General features: G+C 61.9%; 14 protein-coding genes. All 14 read right to left on the bottom strand.

The window, feature by feature from the left end; translation table 11 throughout:
• Positions 1-25: 25 nt before the first annotated feature.
• The 14 genes from XH93_RS25745 to XH93_RS25810 all read right to left on the bottom strand — a co-directional run bounded on the left by XH93_RS25745 (position 26) and on the right by XH93_RS25810 (position 15,704).
• On the bottom strand, positions 26-787 hold the full coding sequence (locus XH93_RS25745; RefSeq protein ID WP_194469630.1) for a DNA -binding domain-containing protein: 762 nt from the start codon (positions 785-787) through the stop codon (positions 26-28).
• A gap of 319 nt (positions 788-1,106) precedes the next feature.
• On the bottom strand, positions 1,107-1,310 hold the full coding sequence (locus XH93_RS25750) for a hypothetical protein (RefSeq protein WP_194469631.1): 204 nt from the start codon (positions 1,308-1,310) through the stop codon (positions 1,107-1,109).
• A gap of 197 nt (positions 1,311-1,507) precedes the next feature.
• On the bottom strand, positions 1,508-2,026 hold the full coding sequence (locus tag XH93_RS25755; protein WP_194469632.1) for a thermonuclease family protein: 519 nt from the start codon (positions 2,024-2,026) through the stop codon (positions 1,508-1,510).
• Between the two features lie 120 nt (positions 2,027-2,146).
• Positions 2,147-2,293, bottom strand: a complete 147-nt coding sequence (locus XH93_RS25760) for a hypothetical protein (protein WP_194469633.1) — start codon at positions 2,291-2,293, stop codon at positions 2,147-2,149.
• A 286-nt stretch (positions 2,294-2,579) separates the two neighbouring features.
• Positions 2,580-3,590, bottom strand: coding sequence for an ArdC family protein (locus tag XH93_RS25765; RefSeq protein WP_194469634.1), 1,011 nt, complete (start codon positions 3,588-3,590; stop codon positions 2,580-2,582).
• A 264-nt stretch (positions 3,591-3,854) separates the two neighbouring features.
• A complete protein-coding gene (locus tag XH93_RS25770; protein ID WP_194469635.1) occupies positions 3,855-4,331 on the bottom strand; it encodes a hypothetical protein in 477 nt (158 codons plus the stop codon).
• A 190-nt stretch (positions 4,332-4,521) separates the two neighbouring features.
• Positions 4,522-5,157, bottom strand: coding sequence for an acyl-homoserine-lactone synthase (locus tag XH93_RS25775; RefSeq protein ID WP_246799297.1), 636 nt, complete (start codon positions 5,155-5,157; stop codon positions 4,522-4,524).
• 191 nt (positions 5,158-5,348) lie between these two features.
• Positions 5,349-6,077, bottom strand: a complete 729-nt coding sequence (locus XH93_RS25780; protein ID WP_194469637.1) for an autoinducer binding domain-containing protein — start codon at positions 6,075-6,077, stop codon at positions 5,349-5,351.
• Between the two features lie 153 nt (positions 6,078-6,230).
• The gene (locus XH93_RS25785) at positions 6,231-9,317 is read right to left on the bottom strand and encodes a glycoside hydrolase family 38 C-terminal domain-containing protein (protein ID WP_194469638.1); all 3,087 of its coding nucleotides are present in this window, start codon (positions 9,315-9,317) and stop codon (positions 6,231-6,233) included.
• The gene (locus XH93_RS25790; RefSeq protein WP_194469639.1) at positions 9,314-10,567 is read right to left on the bottom strand and encodes an AGE family epimerase/isomerase; all 1,254 of its coding nucleotides are present in this window, start codon (positions 10,565-10,567) and stop codon (positions 9,314-9,316) included. Before XH93_RS25790 ends, XH93_RS25785 begins: the two co-directional genes overlap by 4 nt.
• Before the next feature lie 146 nt (positions 10,568-10,713).
• A complete protein-coding gene (locus XH93_RS25795) occupies positions 10,714-11,589 on the bottom strand; it encodes an SDR family oxidoreductase (RefSeq protein ID WP_194469640.1) in 876 nt (291 codons plus the stop codon).
• 57 nt (positions 11,590-11,646) lie between these two features.
• The gene (locus tag XH93_RS25800; RefSeq protein ID WP_194469641.1) at positions 11,647-12,867 is read right to left on the bottom strand and encodes a serine hydrolase domain-containing protein; all 1,221 of its coding nucleotides are present in this window, start codon (positions 12,865-12,867) and stop codon (positions 11,647-11,649) included.
• Between the two features lie 7 nt (positions 12,868-12,874).
• On the bottom strand, positions 12,875-14,383 hold the full coding sequence (locus XH93_RS25805) for an MFS transporter (protein ID WP_194469642.1): 1,509 nt from the start codon (positions 14,381-14,383) through the stop codon (positions 12,875-12,877).
• A 103-nt stretch (positions 14,384-14,486) separates the two neighbouring features.
• Positions 14,487-15,704 (bottom strand): carbohydrate porin, encoded by a 1,218-nt coding sequence (locus XH93_RS25810; protein WP_194469643.1) that lies wholly within the window; start codon positions 15,702-15,704, stop codon positions 14,487-14,489.
• Positions 15,705-15,850: the final 146 nt, after the last annotated feature.

The following is a 15,850-nucleotide window of genomic DNA, read 5'->3' on the forward strand; positions in this document are numbered from 1 at the left end:
GTCCAGCGAGAGGCAGGACTCCCCCTCAGCCGAGCAGATCGCGGTATCCGCCCCTCATCAGCTCGGTGCCCTTGGCGACCAGGCGCCGTGTCCTGTCTTTCAGAAACTGGCTCGGTCCCTGCCAGTCGTCGGCGACCATCTTCTCGCCAAAGATCGTGATCGCGATCTGCCGATAGGTCTTGCCATTCAAGCTTTCGTCGAGCGCGAGCAGGGCCAGGCGAAGCCGCTCGTCGCCGCCGAAGAGTGAGGTTTCGGACGGTGTCGTCCCGCTCGCCATGAAGCGCTGCAGGCGCTTCAGCAGTTCAGTCTGGGCCGCGAGGTCCGACAGGTTCTCGAGTTCGAATACGGGGCGGAACCGCCGGGTCAGAACCGGGAGATCATGGAGCTCAACTGCGACATGGGCGCCTGCGCCCTTCATCACCACGAGCGGCACGCCATCGGCATCGATGACCGCATGGCGCTCGACCTTGAAGTCGGCGAGCGCCTGCACTCCCTCCTCGTCGCCCCGGCGCGGCGGCAGCGCCCTCAGCCGCACCACACGCTTCAACGCCCGGGCATGCCAGAACACCGCCGCCTGGCGCGCGGCGAGCGCGGGATCCGCGAAGGCAAGCAGGCCCCATTTTTCGGCATGCGGAAACCGCCGCGGCAGCCGCAACAGGCGCGTGCCGTCGGTCAGTGTCAGGAGCGGAAGGTGCTGCGGGACGGAGTGCCGCCAGTCCGCGGCATAGTCGGCGTTGCGCCGCAGGAACTCCCACGCCCAGTCGGCGGCGTCCAGGCGGTCAGGCATGGAAGCCGCTTCGCTACCGTCGCACCTGGCTCGCCTGAGATGCGACATGTTCAAGAGGCCCACCACGCTCTGAGCTTGCGCTTATGATCGTTCCGGCCGATTGGGGCAAGAGGACGGCTGCCCTTACCCGAGCTGCGCAAACGCAAGGCACGCTCGAGCGGTCATTGCCCACAGCCAGTCGGCGACTGCGATTGCCGGCGACCGGTCGAAACGTGCATTCGCTCGTGAAGCATGAGCAGCACGCGCTGCGTCGCTGATCAGCCGGCACTGTCAAGACGACGCGTTAACCCGACTTGGTATCAATCTTGCTAGTTTCATATTAGCTTGATGGTGCGCGCACCGGTTCGCGGCGCGCATTCGTCAAGCCAACCAACCAGGAGGACGACATGGCCAAGAAAGCGAAGAAGGCGAAGAAGACCGTGAAGGCGACCAAGAAGGTCGCCAAGAAGACCAAAAAGATGAAGAAGTAGGCGCGGTTCTTCCGCGCCCGGGCCGCCGCGACATCGCCAGTTGCGCCGATCATGACGCGATGAGAGCGGACGCATCGCAAGATGCTCATCCGAGGCCGCGGCGACGATCAGGCCGGCCCCATGTGCACACGCCTCGAGCAGCCACCAGATTGATGCACATGGGTCCGGTTTCGGTACTCCGGCGATCCGAATCCTTGCTGCAGCAGCTGTTGCTCGCGGCAGCCTACTCTATCCGTTTCCGACAGCCGCGCTATCGCTGCCCGCCCGTCGCTTCGACGGAGCAGGCGTTCGGCCGGCCTCCGGCGCCGATGCATTGACGGTAGCGCCAGGGCTCGACAAATCGTCCACTCCAGATGCCGCTGTGCCTGCCGCGCGCCTCGGCCTCGGCCGGCGCGTAGTCACCCTTGCTGAAGCGTGGCCAGTCGACAGCAAGCCCGCTGCGCACCAGCCAATCGCCAAGATCGACCTTGCCGACGCTGCAGACCGCGACCGACCGCCCGAACCGGTCGCGGTCAACTTCCACACAGGCCACCGCCTGCCGGCCGATGAATGCGTCCAATCTGTTTGCAGCCACTTGCCCACAGCGATAGGGGCCGCCATGCGCGTCGCGGCAGAGCTGGTCGTGCTCCGGTGCGTCGATTCCGTAGAGACGCACCCGCGTGCCATGGATATCGATGGTGTCACCATCGATCACGCTCGCCTGTCCGGTGACGTCGCCGGCGCGCGCCCGATCGACCGCTGGTGCGATGATGACGAACAGCGCAAGCATACGCCCGGCAAGTCGCAGCCATCCCCATATCCTGGCCAACCACACCGAGGCGAATGCTAGCAATATGCGCTCCCCGATGTGATCCTCGCGGGTAGCCGGTCCGTCTGTCCGGTCCGCGGCCTATGGCCCACCGGCCGTCAGCGAGGAAACAACCCGCACCAGCATCACGAGCGTCGCGGTCAGCGTCGCCCCTCCGACCACACACTGCGCGATGCACCGCCGCACCATGGCACTGCCGTCAACAAAGACGCTGAATGCATTTGGCATGGGCCGGCTCCGTCGCGTTCCTTCCGTGGATCGGGCCGGATTCATAGTCTGAGTCGCGGAGCCAGCGCCGCAAGCTTATTTCTCGGGGCGTTAGGGTTTGATTCACGACTCGGAGACCTCCTCACCGATCGCCGAAAGATCCCGGCGGCCGAATCGATGCGCGCGGCCGCCATTTGGTCGGATTCGATTCGGCCGCCGGCCGCACACAGCGTCCAGGCGGCTTCACGAGTTGGGGCTGGAAGGCCATGCGGCACAGCCGCCGCCCTTGCTCGCTTGCCACCCTGCGTCAGCCCGCCTGCCGCGGGTGATCCTCAGTTGCATCCGGGATCATGTCCGAAGAATCGACGGCCGCCGCCGGGGGAGCCAGAACCGGCGGGCGGAAGGCCAGCAGGAAGTCTGCAGCCTTTGAAGCCCTGCTTGCGGCGCGGAAGATCGCGCGGTTGTCCGCGCGGAGGACCTCGATCCAGTTGCCGATATAGTCGGCGTGTCGAACCGTCGGAGATATGGAGAGGGCTGCGCAAACGAATGCGGCGGTCATCTCCGCGACCAGTTCCTCGCTGGCATAGGGCCTCGAGCCGAAACTGCCGGTCTGGTCGCGGTCCAGACGGCTGCGATGTCCTGTCCAGTGCCCGAGTTCGTGGAACAGGGTGCGATAGTAGTTGATCTGATCGAAGAACGCCGGCTGCGGCGGCAGCTGGATGTAATCGCGGTCGCACTCGTAATACGCCTCGGCCCCGCCATGGCGGATGTCGGCAAGCGTCGCTCCGGCAAGCGCCTCGGCCTCCGGCGCGATCTCACGTTCCGGCAAAGCTGATGGCGGGCCTTGACAATGGTCCGGCAGGCCGTCGCATTGCGCGAGGTTGAACACCGTGTAGCGCCGCAGAAAGGCGACGGTCTCCGGCCCGCTCACCTGGTCCGGGGTCGATGGCAAATCATCCTGCGATTGCGTTCGCCGGTCCCTCGGAACGAACCTGTCGGCGTAGCAGATGGCGACGCCCTGCTCACCTTTTCGGACCGTGCCGCCGAGGGTGGTGGCCTGCCGAAAGGTGAGCCATTGCTGCGTGCGATACCCCGCATCGAACAGCCTGCCCCACAGGATCAGGACGTTGATCCCGGAATAGGCCCGGCCGGTCGCCGCATTGCGCGGCAATCCAACGACGGACTGCTCCTTGCCGCGGCCCCAGGGCTGCACCCACGGCACGGTGCCCTGTTCGAGTTCGGAGACGATCCGGGCGGTGATTTCTTCATAGAGCGTTGTGCGCGGCTTGGCTGCGTTGCGGCTTCGTTTGTGTAACATGATGCTGTCCCTTGCTGACTTCCCCGCACCGGCCCCCGGTGGCGGGGTGGGCGGCGAAGAGCGACCGGACAGCCGCGAACGCTTGAGGCGGGACGCACCGGAACGGCCGGAGCGACAGCGCAGGACCGCGCTCCGGCAAGATGGCCAAATAGATATTCGATGGGGCGCGGTTGCGGCTTGCCGGTTCGCGGCTATCGGGGAGCGCCGCCCACACCGCCGTTCGGAGCCAATCAAAGGGCGCCGGCCGCAGCCGGCCGGCTCAAATCAGCCCAGCAAGCGCATGACCTTGTCTCTCAGATCACGATTTCCGGTGTGGACCGTCCATTCCAGCAGCATCTGGCGCACGTTTGTCGGGATGACGCCGTGAAGCATAAGGCGCTGGATGGCCAGGAACAGGTCCCCATCCTGCCTCGGCCATGAGAGATCGAGCAGCAAACGGATATCATAGCCAAGCCAGACACCCTCCAGGGCCAGTATCAGGACGTCCTCGTCGAGCCAGAATCCGCCGAGGAAGATACAATGACCTGCCGACGCCTCCAGATCCGAAGTAAATTGCGTGTCCGACCAAAGATCCAGCGCTTGACCGCCGAGATGACAGACGCCGGCGCTGAACGTGCCGGGCATGGCATCAGAATCATATTCCCCGATGGCAAAGGTCGGCACAGCAAGCCATTGGCGGCACGCGGAGAGCAGCTCAAGACGCTCAGCAGCTCTCGCCGCCCGTTCGCCGGTTGCCCCCAACGACGGGGTCCGCGCGGGATTCACAAGAACGACGCGGCTTCTCTGAGGATCTGCCAGCATCCTTACAACCGATAGCCTTGTCGCCACGACCGCCACGATTCCACGCTGCGGGCCGCCCGAACGGCGGCGGCAGGAGTTGCCATCGAGTCACGGAAGGCTCGCATCGTCCTGCGGCTCGAATGCGCACGCATCAGACGCATTCCGACCGAGCGAGGGTCCTGAGGACAGGCGGCGAGACCTCGGCCTGCCGACACAGGGTCGAGAAAGCCGTATTGTCGCCGTGGAGGTAACCGGCAAGCGCCATTGTTGCGCCAACAGGTCTGGGAGAAGAGATCCGCTCAAGCGGCCATCCGGCGCGGCGCAGGATCCGCTCCATGCGAACGTCGGTCACGGTGACAATCGACCTGGATTGGGTGCTCCTCAAGTACTCAATCATCGCAGCAAACAACATGAAGGTCGCGCGACTCAATCCCCCGGTGGGCGAATGTCCGAGCCGCTCCGTATCGACGCAGAAGCGTGAGCTCTCCAGGACCTGCTGATCCCGCGGCATTGGCTCCCCCTCAAGCAACGAGCTGAACACCTCGCTGAGCATGGTTGGCCCGGTCGTTGGCAAGAGACGCACACATCCCAAAACGTCCCTCCGATTGGAGAGCATGACCAGGTATGATGGGTTGAGCGTGTCGAAGATATCGAGTTCCATATCGTTGCCGACCGACACTTCCCATCCGAGGCGATCCTTGAACACTCGACGCCGGAGTCCGTACATTTGCCTAAGCACGTCGAAGTGCTCACTGAACTGATGGCTCTCGATGGCAACGATCTTCACGCCTGACCTCCGCATTCCGTAGAGGCCGTCACACAATCAGAGCGTGTTGTTCGCTTCACCTGTTGAATCTTACAGGGGGAAATTTCAAAGGGAAACGTGATCCATCAAGGTCAAGCTAAGACCAGCCGAAGGCTTTCGTTTTGGAATTATTCTTGGAAAAGATGGCGCTGTCCTAATTCATCCGCGTGAAATCACGGGAGCAGACCTCGGCGCAACGCCTCGCCGACACACTGCGCAATCGATGCCGCTCCGAGCTTGGCGCGTGCGTTCTCCAAATGGAACGAGACGGTTCGTGCCGATATCCCGACGAGCACCGCAATGTCCGTCATAGTCTTACCCTGTGCAGTCCAGGTGAGGCACTGCCGTTCTCGCTGCGTGAGGATGTCCTGTCCATCTGAAACCCTTGGACATCGGCGTCGTTCGGCCGAAAAGTGCGCGTGAAAATAAACCGCGATCAAGTGAACGATCTCGAGCAGCTCCGTAGCCGGACGCTCAATCACCACCGACTTCTCGTCCATTGCAAGCGTAAAGGCCACCGTTCGCCCAAATCCGCCTCTGATCGGAATCGTAAGTCCAGTTTTGATGCCGAAGGTACCGGCTTCATCAAAGAACTGGCGTTCTGCCTGACTCGCCGATCGATCGGGCGCGCTGCTGCTCCAGCTGAATATCTCATTGTCACGTGACGCACGGCGGATCACCGGGTCCAGCCGCTGATAATCGCGTTCGGCGTATCGCCGCGTCCAGGCCATGGGATAGGACGAGACAATCTCGGGTTGGCCGCTCATAACGTTCAGATAGGCAAACCACCGAAACCCCAACTGCTCAGCCGTACGCCGCGCGACCTTCTCAAAGCCGCTCGCTCCTTCAGCCGTATTGACGGCATCGGCAAACTCCTCGAGCAGACGTTCAAAGGCTCCCATTGGCTTGCAGCCTGATTCGCTGAGGTTGCTTAGCCCTGAGCAACCAATGCCCATACCGGAAATTGGCAGGGCTTTTCGACGCGCATACGCGCCAATGTGCGGTGGCCATTCCCTCCGGTGCTCGACGGCCGCAAGCAGGTTGATGCATCGCCGCTACTCGCGATTCAAGGCCGCCGGAAACACGCGAATGGTCATGACCTGGAAAGCGCGCAGCGACAGGCAGCAGGTACGACCGTCCATCCTTAGCTGTTCAATTCGATCTTCGAGAATGTTGCTTGCCCACACCGACGATACGTCGACCCCAAACTCTAGCACCGGGCGCACCTGAACACCTGAGCTTTCGTAGAGCCGGACGACCCACCCTCTTCCATCTTCCGCCGGCTTGATCGTATCGACGATCACAGTGGACGGAGACGCCCGCAGAAACGATTGTCGCAACGGTTCATGCGGTTGCCCCTTGATCCAAAGCACCGGACGCGCAAAGCACAGGGCGTGCCCGACCGTGCTGGCGGTGCGCCAATCGCCCTCATGAGGATAGATCGCGTAGCGCATGCGGTGATACCCGATATCGGCGTTTGGGTCGGGAGATACCGCGCCGCGCAGCAGCGTGAGAGCGAGCTGGTTACCAAACGTCGAATACCCATGTTTGGAGGCGCTGAACAATGACACGCCGAAATCCGGCTCCGACAGATCCGACCAGCGATGGCCGGGAACCTCGTACCTGGCGGCGTCAGCATCGGTATTGGCGTGTGTCGGCCGTTCCGTCGCACCAAACATCGTTTCATAGGTCGCGCGTGACGCACGGCAGGCGACGGGAAACATCACCTTCAGAAGCGTCCGGCGCTCCTGCCAGTCGACGATGGTCTCGAATTCGAGGTGGCGTGCGCCAGCGTCCATGCGGATCACCTGCGTAAGTCGGCTCGCCTTGCCGAGCGCCCGCTCGAACCGAATCTCACCCCTCAGGCGAGTCTCCGACAGAATGCTGAAACTCGCCTCTCCAGTCAGCTCCCGCGCGGTCTCCAGCGCGAAAGGATCGATGTCCCACGCCTCGAAGTCGAGCGGCCTGTCATCATACAGCAGAAACCGGGCTCCGGCGGATGCCAAGGCTTCGCGGCCGGTCGGCAGGTGGACCAGCGACTGAACCAGGCCGCTGCGGTCAATTCGCGCCTTAAGATGCGAATTCGTCAGCACGAACCCGTCCGGATCGACTGACATCGTGACGCGCTCGTCCGTCGTGGCTACCTCACCGGCCGCGAACGGTGGGGCGACCACGTAGCGGAGCGCACCTTCTGGATCGGACATAACCCCGGCGCGAGAGACGCCGAGGGGGTTAACCGGCGTCCACCCGGCTCCGCCGGCGTCGCACAACGCAGTCAGAATCACCTGGGTGCGGCATTTTGCTTGCTCCTCTACGGCCGCGAGGTCTGCCTCTGCCCTCTCGTAAACCTCGCGAATGCTGCTGCCTGGAATGATGTCGTGAAACTGATTGACCAGGAGCGTTCGCCACAAACCTTCGATGTCGCCCGCCGACGGCCCGGGCCGTTTCCAGGCGCGCGCAAGCGCGGCTACGAATTCGAGGGCTTGAAGGGCGGCCTCACACGCGCGATTGAGGCGCTTGATTTCAGCCTGCGTGGTGTAAGTGCCGCGATGATATTCGAGATAGAGCTCACCCTCGATCGTGGCGAGGTCCTCGGCCGACATCGACAGGCGATCGAAGAACTCGTCCACGGTCCGAATCCGGATTCTTGGAAGCCCCTGCAGATCCTTTGCGCGCTGCAGCGTCTCGAGCATCGTCTCATCGGCACCACCGCCGCCGTCGCCATGTCCGAACAGATACAGCGCATCGGCCGACCGGTCAGCGTCCTTGTAGTTGGCCGCGTGATAGCGAAGCCCCGCAACCTCAGCAGAGCCATTGTAGGTATCGGCGGGCGGGAAATGGGTCAGCACCGCGCTGCCGTCGATGCCGCGCCAATGGAAACTGTGATGCGGCGGCGAGGTGAATTTGTTCCAGGACAGCTTCTGGGTCAGGAATCGAAACATTCCCGCCTGGCGCATGAGCTGGGGCAGTTGGCCGTCATAGCCGAAGACATCCGGATTCCAGAACACGGTCGAGCGTCGCCCGAATGCCGTCTCGAAGTAGCGTTGACCATAAAGGAATTGCCGACAGATCGACTCTCCCCACGGCAGATTGCAGTCGGGCTCCACCCAACTGCCGCCCACGGGAATCCATTGTCCGGACGCTGCCTTGGCGCGGATGCGAGCGAACAGGTCGGCATCGTTCTGCTCAATGACTGTGTACTGATAGGCTTGCGAGCAGGCGAACTTGAAATCCGGATAGCGGTCCATCAGCGCAACGGCAGTCGAGAAGCTGCGTTGCGCCTTGCGCCGGGTTTCGTCCAAGGGCCATAGCCAGGCTGTGTCGAGGTGAGCGTGCCCGATCGCCGACAATTCGTGCGCGACGCTGCCGTTGCGTGCGTCGAGCAGGCCGCCGAGAATCGCACGAGCCGCGGGCCAGGTCGCGCGATCATCGGGATCAGCGATATTGCACACGCGGTTGAGCTCGTGCAGCAGCCGGCCAGCCCATGTCGGGTCTAATGCCGGTTGCACGAGCTCACCCACGCCGCCGTACGATCTGGACCTGCTGGAAGGCTCCCGGTCTGCTTCGAGCTGGCGAAGGACACTGTAGTCAAAATAGAACGCCGAGACCTCTGGATCAAAGCGACGGAGCTCGCAAGCCGCCAGCGCGTAGCCTTGCTGCTCGCCGCCGAGGGCGCCGAACAGGCCATTGCAGGCTACTTCAACGTAAAAGGTGATGCGCTCCCCACCATGTGCGGACTGGATCAGTGGCGCGGTGTGGCGGCCCGGATTGAGTCCTTGCGACGAACGTCCGTCCAGCCAAAGCAGGGCTTCGGAGCGGCTGTCCCAATAGAGGTCTGTTCTGGCACCCGCCCAGGTCTTCGGCACTTCAGCCACGACCCGGACCCAATAGGTCGCCCAAAGCGGCCCGAGCTTCTCGCCCATGGACACTGGCCGATAATCCAGCCCAAGGGCCTCTTCCAGACCGATGCGCTCCGTCGGGCCGGCAAGCTCGAGCGAAACCACCGGCACCCGATCGGAGTGAACCCCGCGCAGCAACCTTTGCGCAAAACGGTTCAAACGACCGCGCGTGTATCCTGGATAGCGTCCGCGAGCCCGCGCGATCGCCGGATCGTTCGCAAGTTGGTCTTGTCCGTCGATCATCCCTCACCTGCGCCGGTGCTGGCACTGCCACCGGCACCAGATTCGATGGCCGCGAACTCCGGCGACTCGGAAACCTGCGGCGCCACGCGCCGATAGATGGCCTGATCGAGCGTATCGATCGCGGATACCAGATGGTAAAGCGAACCCGCCGTTGCCGCCCCGGTGAATTCACCGTCCGCAGACATCCGGTCCCACCATAGCCCTTTGATAGGCGTCTGGAGAAATCGCTCAAGGGTTTCGCCAGCTTCGGCAGCGATCGCCCACCACGCATCCCCCTCGCGCTCGGCGCGTGCAACCGCCGCCTTCAGCCGTTCCGTTTGGGACCACAGGCGTGCCGTGTCTTCCAACACCGTGAAGTCGTCAAGAATTGCGTCGACGACGACGGACCGAGGGCGCGCGATACCATGCGTTTCGCCGATCTTCTGTAGTCGATCAGCGACCAGGTAAACCGAGTCATTTCTTGTCAGGTTTGCCCACGCAGCCAGAAGCCGCGACCACTCGAATTGATGCCCGGGTTCAACGATGCGGCCAGCGATACCGGACTGAGCTGACCAATCAACGTTGAAGCATTCGTAAAGGGCCCCTCCGCGCCCAATGAAGCGTGCAATTGCCAACTCGACAACGTCATCAGCCAATTGCTGCCAGGTCCCGCTATCGCCGAGCTCGACCCAGGTCAGGCAGGCCTCGAGCAGATGCTTGTGCGGGCTCGAATATCGCTGTGTGGTCGGGCGATCGCTCTCCACAAAACCACCTGCCCGATGCCGACACGTTCTGATCAGGCAATCGCGCACCCGATGGGCAACGCGCTTCGCCCGCTGTCGGGAATGCCGCGCTACGGCAGCACCGGCAAGCATGGCAAAAGCTTGATCATAAAGCGCAGCCCCATCTGACAGGACAATACCGTCATGTGAAAGCAGACTTCGAAACAGCCCGTCTGCGCGCTGAAAATCGACGACATATCGGTCGGCGCCGCGTAACACCTGCTCGACGTCTATTCGGGCGCCAAGGCGATGGGCCGTGAGCAGAGCGTAAATCTGTCGTGCAGGTACCCCGGCTCTCCGTGCGGCGACCACGGGATGCCCTCCCTGGGAAATTGCCTCAGAGAAGATGCCGGCCGCATCGAGACCGATCGTGGTCCATAACGGAATGGCTTCATTCAGCAACCATGCTTTCAGCCTCTCATGCATCTGCCGGGCCGCGGCGAAGCCTGCCGAATCTGCCGCCCGTGTCGAAGATGACTGACCTTCCATCTATCTGGGATCTTTCAAGTGATGAATGGGGAAATGTCCTCGCGCGAACGCGACGGCAAGAAACCATCTGCGTCTCGGGTGATTTGCGTCCGGGTCATCACAAGGCAGGAGATGCGGACCATCGCTCGACCCCAAATGCACACCGGCTAGGGTCGATCGACATTGATACGGTCAGGTTCAATCAACTGCCTGGGCCCTGGGGGCGGGAAGTCAATCGCGTCCGCTGAGGCATCTCCGAGGCTGACGCCACCGTCGCAATTGAGAATGGCGCCCGTGATGTAGCTTGCGAGGTCAGACGCCAAAAATACTGCAACATTCGCCACGTCCTCCTTGGTGCCATAGTCGCGCAACGGGATGCGTTTTTTCGCTTGCGCCTCGAGCTCAGCCGTGGGCGCAAGCCGCGCCATACCCACGGTATCTGCGATCGGCCCCGGAGAGATCGCATTCACACGTATTCCAGCGGGGCCCCACTCCATCGCAAGGCATTTCGTCAGCATGTTGATCCCGGCCTTCGCGGCGCAGGCATGGGCCTGAAACATGCTCGGCGTCGCGCCCTGCGGAGCGGTTATCGAGATCAGGGATGCACCAGGCCGGCGTAGATACGGAAATGCCGCTCTCAGCACATTGAAGGTACCGATCAGGTCTATATCGACAACCGTCCTGAAGGCGTTAGCGGACATGCCCATCGCCGGGGCAAGGAAATTTCCGGCCGCTCCGGACACCACGATATCGATGTTTCCGAACCGCTCTACCGTCTGGGCCAGGGCAGACTCGACCGGACCGTAGTCCCGCACATCCGCGACGAGCCCGATAGCCTCGTGTCCATCAGCAAGGAGGTTTCGGGCCGCTTGCGATATCCTCTCCTGGCTACGACTGACAATGGCGATGCTCGCGCCGGCATTGGCGAGCGCGCGGCCGATTGCGAGATTGATCCCGCCCGATGCGCCGGCGACGAACGCGACCTTGCCTTGCAGAGGTCGCTCTTTGTCGCTGGGAGGCACTAATATCTGACGCGAAGGCATGTTGAATGATCCAGAGTGGAGTGGGTTGCAAGATCGAGTGAGGATGGATTTTGAGTTCTAGGTTTTCCAGACGCCTTCGAGGTTGGATCGATAGCCGAGAGCTCGATAGGTCGCATCGACCAGTGATTGTCCGCGGGAGTTGAGGAGAAGGCCCCTACCCAACAGGTTCATCGTGTATCCAAAGCTCAGGCGCGCCCTGGGATCGGCGAAGCCCAACGATCCGCCCGCTCCCGCGTGACCGAAGGCTGTGCTGGAGAGCACGCAGCTCTGATCCGCGCCCGGCAGAGTGCGGTTGTCAATCGACTTCATGAAGCCGTAACTGAACCGGGTTGGCATCAGCAGCGTTACGTCCTCCCGAGGTGCCACCGCCACTTTGCTCAAGCGCGCGATCGCCTGCCGCCCTAGTAGCCGTCTGTTTGCTACCAGCGCATATAGACCGGCAAGACCGCGCGCATTCGTCACACCATTGACTGCGGGAATTTCCGCCGCGCGCGCTTCGCGGCTCATGAAGTCAAAGCCGCCGGTATTGGCGAGGAATAGATGCGCTGGCGAGTCTGGCTGCTGCAGCGCCGCGAGCATGAAGCGCGAAACCGGAACCGTCTCGTCGTGTTGCGGCTGATGAAGCTCCGCTACATGGTCTTCGAGATCGACCGGCAGACCGATCCAGAAGTCCAGCCCATTTGGGATCGCCAGCTCTTCCCGAAAGAACTTGCCAAGACTGCGTCCGGTGATCCGGCGCACAATCTCGCCGATGATCCATCCGAACGTAAAAGCATGATATCCGCACTGCGAGCCTGGCGGCCAAAATGGCTCCGCCCGCGCAACGAGATCGGCCATGTAGGAAGCATCGTAGAAGCCGCCCGCCCTCACCGCCTCACGCAAGTGTGGCAAGCCCGCCGTGTGGTTGAGCACCATGGCGACGGTCGTTTCCCGTTTGCCGGCTTGCCCAAATTCAGGCCAATACCGGACAACGGGGGCGTTGAGGTCGAGCAAGCCACGCTCGACAAGCAGATGAGCACAGAGCGACGTCGCTCCCTTTGTCGCCGAAAACACCAGTGAGATCGTATCTCGCGTCCAGCGCCTCCCGTTGGAGCTTGCCTGCCCGCCCCAGAGGTCGACCACTTTCCTGCCCTCGTGCGTGACGCAAATGCTCGCCCCGAGCTCGCCACGCTCTGCGAAATTGGCGCAAAAGGCCTGCATGACCGGCTCGAAACTTCGGTCATAGCGGCCTTCGATTTGGTTGCCGCCGACCCTCTTGAGAACATCGATAACGCCCATTCGCTCCTCAGTTCGCGCGATCTGGTTGTCGGGAATCCGCAGCTGCGGCCGCTGCCTCGCGTGATGCGAGGCGCGCCAGATTGGCTTCGTGGGCCGCCCGTGTGATCGGAAACGCGGCGATAAAGCCGATCGAGAGCAGATACAGCGCCGCCTGGATGGGAAGCGCGGTAAGAGCCAGATCTCGCAAGACTTCCGCGCTAACCTGACCGGGTACCGCCCCTTCCGGAAAATGCACAAAGGTCAGGATCATACCCGACACGAAGAGGCCTACGCCCGACACGCATTTCTGCGCGAAGGTGTTCGCGGAGAAGAACAATCCCTCGGAACGCCGCCCGGTCGACAACTCACTCGCCTCGCTCACGTCAGCAAGCATGGACGCCGTGAGGATTGAGGAGCTCACGATCAACGTTAGAGAGATCGTAATCGCGATCAGGAGAACGGGTAGTAACAGTGGGGATCCGTTGGCGGGAAAACAGTCGGAAAGCCGCAGTACAAACGGAGCACAGTAGAAGACGATCGACAGCAGCCAAAGCGCGATCGCCGACCGCTTTTTGCCCAGACGGCGCGAAAGGCGTGGCGCGATGACTGCACCAAGAACGGATGCGACCAGTACTCCAAGCATCAAGGCTGACAATTGATCCGAGTTGAAGCCCCAGAAGTAGGTGTTGAAGTAGGTGCTCAGCGAAATCTGGATTCCCGCCGCCATGGCACTGCATATGCCGGCGGCAAGCAGGATCAGGAACGCCCGGTTTGAGAAACTCCCGACCATATCCTTCAAGGCGGCAACAAGACCTCCCGCCCGATGCCCAGGCTGCCGAAGCCAGGGAATTTGTCGTTGCGTACCGGCCGCAGACACCAGAATTGCGGCGCACATGATGACGCCGGCGACGACGCCGTAGTGCGCGTATCCATCTGGATTAAGCTGGCCGACGGGATGATCGCTGTCCGGACGCAGGAAGACGATGAAGGCCACGAATGCCATGCTGACACCACCGAACCATGCAAAGAACGTCCGGTAGCTGAGAAGGCTTGTTCGGATGTCATAATCCCCGGTGAGCTCAGCGGCCAAGGCGGAGCTTGGTATCTCGTAGAGAGCCAGAAAGCTGCGCACCACGATAATGGTCACGAGCAAGTAGATCGCGAGTCCCGGGTGGCTCCAGTTCGACGGCGCATTCCATAGAAGGAGATAGGTCGCTCCGGCCGGTATTGCCGCCACATACATGAATGGATGACGCCTCCCCCAACTGGAGCGCCACCGATCCGAAACATAACCGATGATCGGATCGATGAAGGCATCGAGCAGCAGGGCAACCATCGCGATGGTTCCGACCAATTGGGCGGAAAGCCCCATCACCTGGTTATAGTAAAGCAGCAGAAGGATGTTGAAGCCGTTGTCCTTGATGCCGAACGCGAGCGAGCCAGCGCCATAGAGTATACGCGTGACCGGGCTGATCGGTGGTCTCTTCGACGTTATCGGCGAGAGATCTTGCCTCTCAAAATTCGCTCTGAGATTCATGTTGGAGACCTTTATCGGGTGCCTGGCTGGACTCGTAAGCCCGCCCCCATGTCTTCGTCAGATGGTTGAAGGCTTCGACCGCGAGGCTCTCGCGCTGAATGGCTCAGAACGCCGTCGTCAAGCTGGCCATGAAGTTGAGTGAATTCTTCAGCCGCGGGGTCGCACTCGGATGCACGTTGTAGCTGGTCCCCAACATGAGATAGACGCCGGGATTCAGACGAAACGAGTTACTGACCGTGACCGATGCATAATCACCGAAGGGCCTGATCCCGGTGAGCGCCGCCTGAAAATCGAGCGCTGACTTGCTCAGGGTGGTGTAGCCAAAGATGAGGGCCGTCTGGTCCATCGGTCGTCCGGGAATGATCCCCATCCCGTAGACGCGCCCTTCGTAGTAGTTCTGATACATGTTCTTGTTGGGATCGGAGGTCATGTAGAAACCTCCCACGTAGTAGCCTTGATAGGCCTCATAGGGGGCGGACGAGATCTGGGAGACCTGAACGTCTGCCGCCGCGTAAAATCCCCAGTTCGTGTCGGTCTTGCGGCCCGCGGAAAAGTCGAAGTAAGGCGACGTATTGTACAGGCCGCCGGCACGGACCCAGACCGATCCCTGCGCGGGTGACGAAAACGTCTTGTAGCCAAACTCATCGATAAACAGCGCCTTGGCGTCCGGGCTGGAGAGTCCAAGGCCGATCGGATTGGCTTGTTGCTCGACGTCAGCTCCGTCCGGCGAGATACTCCGCTGCACGCCGGCCTTGTTATAGAAATTGTTCGGCAAGTTGATCATGAAGTTGGCGCCGGGCGCGGGCACGCCCTGTCGCGACAGGCCAAGCTCGTATGGGACGAGGGCCTGCGGGCCGGTCGCCATGCTGGCAGCGACAAGAAGGCCAAGATAGTTCTGCGCGTTGTAAAACACGCCAGCCTGAAGCTGTACCGTATCCTCCATCAGCGACTGGAAGTAGTACAGGTTCGCAAACTTTGCGCCGGAAGGGCCGAGCGGTTCCCAGGTTGTCCCGGTCAACATGGTTCCAACGGAGAGCTGCCCGCCCGTCAAGCCGAGCCGGCCGAGGTCGTAGCTGACCGTCACTTCCGAAAAGGAATAGGTCGTTGGTATTTGCCCCTGATAGGTCTGCGGCTTGGGCGGAGCGTTGTTCAGCATGTTGGCGGTGAATGTGTTCGTGCTGTAGGCGACGTAGCCGATGCCGTATTCGGCAAGGGCTGTTCGCAACCCGTTCGGATCCTGGAAGATCGATTCCGCCGCCGGTGGGACAGTCGTAATCCAGCCCTTCATGGATAGCTTGTCGAAGGCCGCGAACTTGATCATCTTCGCGACCTCTGGAGATACGGCGCCACCAGCAGACGGCGCCGGCGCCGTGCCCGGACCCGCCGACCAGGCTCGCGACACCGTTGCTGGCGCAGCAGCTCCCGGCTGTGCCGGGGGTGTGGCTGGCGCTGCCGCCTGGGCCGGCT

The sequence above is a fragment of the Bradyrhizobium sp. CCBAU 51753 genome (genome assembly GCF_015291565.1).
Classification (GTDB): Bacteria; Pseudomonadota; Alphaproteobacteria; order Rhizobiales; family Xanthobacteraceae; genus Bradyrhizobium; species Bradyrhizobium ivorense.